General features: G+C 68.1%; 4 protein-coding genes. 1 reads left to right on the top strand and 3 read right to left on the bottom strand.

Features of this window, described 5'->3' with window-relative positions; genetic code table 11:
- Positions 1-192: 192 nt before the first annotated feature.
- Together F8M74_RS37615 and F8M74_RS36995 are read right to left on the bottom strand one after the other, a co-directional pair.
- A complete protein-coding gene (locus tag F8M74_RS37615; protein ID WP_194858743.1) occupies positions 193-870 on the bottom strand; it encodes a hypothetical protein in 678 nt (225 codons plus the stop codon).
- 71 nt (positions 871-941) lie between these two features.
- On the bottom strand, positions 942-1388 hold the full coding sequence (locus tag F8M74_RS36995) for a hypothetical protein (protein ID WP_141259139.1): 447 nt from the start codon (positions 1386-1388) through the stop codon (positions 942-944).
- Between the two features lie 109 nt (positions 1389-1497).
- Between F8M74_RS36995 and F8M74_RS36990 the strand changes: the two genes are divergently transcribed.
- Positions 1498-2340, top strand: coding sequence for a helix-turn-helix domain-containing protein (locus F8M74_RS36990; RefSeq protein ID WP_141259138.1), 843 nt, complete (start codon positions 1498-1500; stop codon positions 2338-2340).
- A gap of 103 nt (positions 2341-2443) precedes the next feature.
- On the opposite strand, the gene F8M74_RS36985 is transcribed toward F8M74_RS36990, so the two are convergent.
- Positions 2444-2593, bottom strand: coding sequence for a hypothetical protein (locus F8M74_RS36985; RefSeq protein ID WP_163884752.1), 150 nt, complete (start codon positions 2591-2593; stop codon positions 2444-2446).
- Positions 2594-3106: the final 513 nt, after the last annotated feature.

Here is a 3106-nt window from a genome sequence, read left to right as displayed (position 1 = left end):
TGGGCAGGCGTGTACCCCAAGGGGGCTCAAGCGGCCTGTCCACCGGACGGGAGCATCACTCGGGCGGCCCCGCCAGCGGCCCTCCTCGGCCCCTCTGCACCCTCCCTCCCCCTCAACAGGGGGCCCCATCCCTCTTATGCGTGCCGCTGCTCGACACGAGGTGAGGGAGGGGCCCGCTCGCGTTGACCTGCCTCAAGGCGCCAGGTCGGTTCCTGGTCGTGCCAGATAGGCGACGGCCTCGACTTCTCCCGGCCGGCCAGGAGGGCTCTTGAGGGCGGCCATGAAGGGCCCGTCCCAGGAGGTGGCGTCGTTGATGAGCCCATCGCGAATGAAGTGTTGGAACGCCTCCAGGTTGGCGTGGACCATCTCCAGGCGGCACATGGAGCTGCGGCACTCCATGGACAGGAATCGCGCGCCCTGGGGGAGATGGGTGCGGAGGCGCTCGGCGCGCTGCGTGGCTTCATGGCTCCAGGTCCGGTCCACCCCTTCGCCGAAGAATCGCGCATCCAGGCGCGTGACGGCCTCCTCGGGTGTCATCTCCTGGCGACGCTCCGCCGCGCTCTCGGTGTCCTGCTCGGGCTCGGCGGGATGGGCGGGGGCGGAGGGAGCCGCTGGAGCGGCGGGGGCGTCCGGGCGTAGATTCGCGGCCCGTGCCGCCTGCGCCGCCAGGTGTGCTTCGTGTGCCACTCGCGCGGAGGACTCGACGGAGGCTTCGAGCTCGCGCACCTGGGACCTCAATGCCCGCAACTCCGTCGCGTGCGCATCGGACTCACGTGCCGGAGTCGCGTTGTCGAGCGTGAGGCGAGACACCCCGTAGGACAGTGCTCCCGAAAGGATGACCGCGCAAAGCCACAGTCCATGTCGTGTCATGTCTTTGAATCAGGGCCCCCACGCGTACGCGGGGACCCTGCTCCATCCATCATGGATTCGTGCGGCGAGCGTTAGCCGTTGTACTCGACGGTGTTGATGGTCGCGCCCGGATCCACCAGACAGCCGACGTAGAGGAATCCCGCGACGGGAACATAGGCGTCGGTCAGGGTGATGATTTGTGCCGAGCCAAAGGCTGGGAGCCACTTGCGCGTCCCTCCCCAGATCAGGGTGGCCTCGCGATTCACCCCCACCGCCGCGCAGCCCACGTTGTTCGATGACGTGGCGCCAGAGGCGGTGACGTGCACCGTCTTGCTACCTGCGGTGCTCAACGGCAGCGGGAGCTCATAGGACCGGCGCGTCGAGCAGCTGTTGTACATGGTGCTGTTGGTCATCAAGAAGCAGGGACCATCGCCCCAGATGGCGGGCCTGCCGCTGCTCGCGGGGACGGAGCTGGCGAGCGCCGCCAGGGGAAGGGTGAACGCCGTCGCGAGGAGCGCCTGCTTGAGCTGCCTTTTCATGTGCCTCTCTCCTTCAGTGGGATGCTGCGGGCCCATCTGGGCAGAGCCGAGGTAAACTTGAAATTCACTAAAACTAGGCAATTATCATTAGGTGGCGATAGGGGATTCGATGGCCGAAGGCAGACTCCGAAGCTCGCAGGTTCACGCCCTGGTTCGCCTGGTCCGTGCGTCGCGCGAGCAGCGGGAAGGACGAGGGGAGCGCGCCCGGCATCTGCTTACGGGCGTGTTTCGCATCCTGGGGGCCGAGGCGGGGGCCTGCGTCCTGGAGCACGACGTCAGACAGGGCGGGCGTGGCGTCTTCACGGCAATGGTCCTGGAAGGATGGGAGGGCCGCGCGCGGCCCGCGCTCGATGCGCTCCGGACGATGGGGAGCGACGTCAACCCCGCCATCCGCTTGATGATGTCTCGTCCCGCGATGCCGGGCGACGTCGTCACCGCGCTGCGACAGGAGCTTGTGGGGGACCGGGCCTGGGAGGGCGCGCCCTACGTCGAGCGCTATCTGCGCCCGGCCGCGCTCGACGACTCGGTGTATTCGACTCGCTGGTTCACGCCGCCGGGCGTGGTGCAGTGCATTGGCGTCTACCGTGGACGAAGCGGGCGGCCCTTCGATGAGGCGGATCGCGAGCTGCTCCACCTGTTCCACACCGAGTGGGGAGCCCTGCTCGGCACGTCATGGCCACCCTCGCCGGTGGGCCACGAGGCTCGACTGTCCCGGCGTGAGCGACAGACGCTCGAGCTGGTCCTTGCGGGCCTGGGTGACAAACAAATCGCGGCCCGGCTCGGAATCAGCCGTTTCACGGTGAATCAGTACACGAAGTCCCTTTACCGGCGCTTCGCGGTCCATTCCCGAGCGGCGCTCATCGTGAGGTTGCTCGGTGAGGATGCGCGAGGCCCATGGGGTGAAGCGCGCGGCCTGGACCCGGGCCTCATGCGCGAGGCGCATGGCGGGTAGGGCGCGCCATGGCCGCTGGCCGCGGGCGGAGTGCGAGGCGTGCGCCGAGCCCTCGCATCCCGCCGTCCGCGGCCGTGGTGGATGCTTCCACCCCAGGCGGGGCTCAGGACTGGTTCGCCATGCCCCGCGTCGTCTCCTCCGACGTCTTGCCGCTCACCAGCGCGCTGCTCGCGTAGAGGGCCACACCCAGCCAGGTCATCACCCCCGTGCCCAACGCGAACGCCGCCACCACCGCCCCCGCTGCCTTCCTCATCCGCAGGCTCCCTGTCTGCTGGGCCCGTTGTGTGAACTCAATTGCCTTGCCTCCAACATGATTTCAATCCGCGTGCCGCGCACACACGGTGTGGAATGGGAAGCCACGTGCCCCGCCTTGGGAAAATGTCTCCCATCAACGCGTGACAGCGGAGTGAAAGCAGTCGCGAGGGCCTCGTCGGGTGTCGGTAATTCTTCCCGACCCACGTGACACCACAACCTGGGGCATCTCGTAACCCACGGCGATCCATGGGTTTTCCCTTCCAGGGGGCGTGGCACATCCGCTGCTATGGCAACCAGACCGATAGCCTGGCCCCGGCACGAGGGCCGCCCCAGGCCGCGTGGTGTTGAGGCTCAAGAGGCGCCAAGAGGTCCAGGCCCCTGCTACGCAGCTGATGGGAGCGCGGTCTGGGCCGGCGTGTACCCCAAGGGGGCTCAAGCGGCCTGTCCACCGGACGGGAGCATCACTCGGGCGGCCCCGTCAGCGGCCCTCCTCGGCCCCTCTGCACCCTCC

It is taken from the genome of Myxococcus sp. CA023 (assembly GCF_010998615.1).
Lineage (GTDB): Bacteria > Myxococcota > Myxococcia > Myxococcales > Myxococcaceae > Myxococcus.
This window is presented reverse-complemented; position numbering and strand designations above follow the sequence as displayed.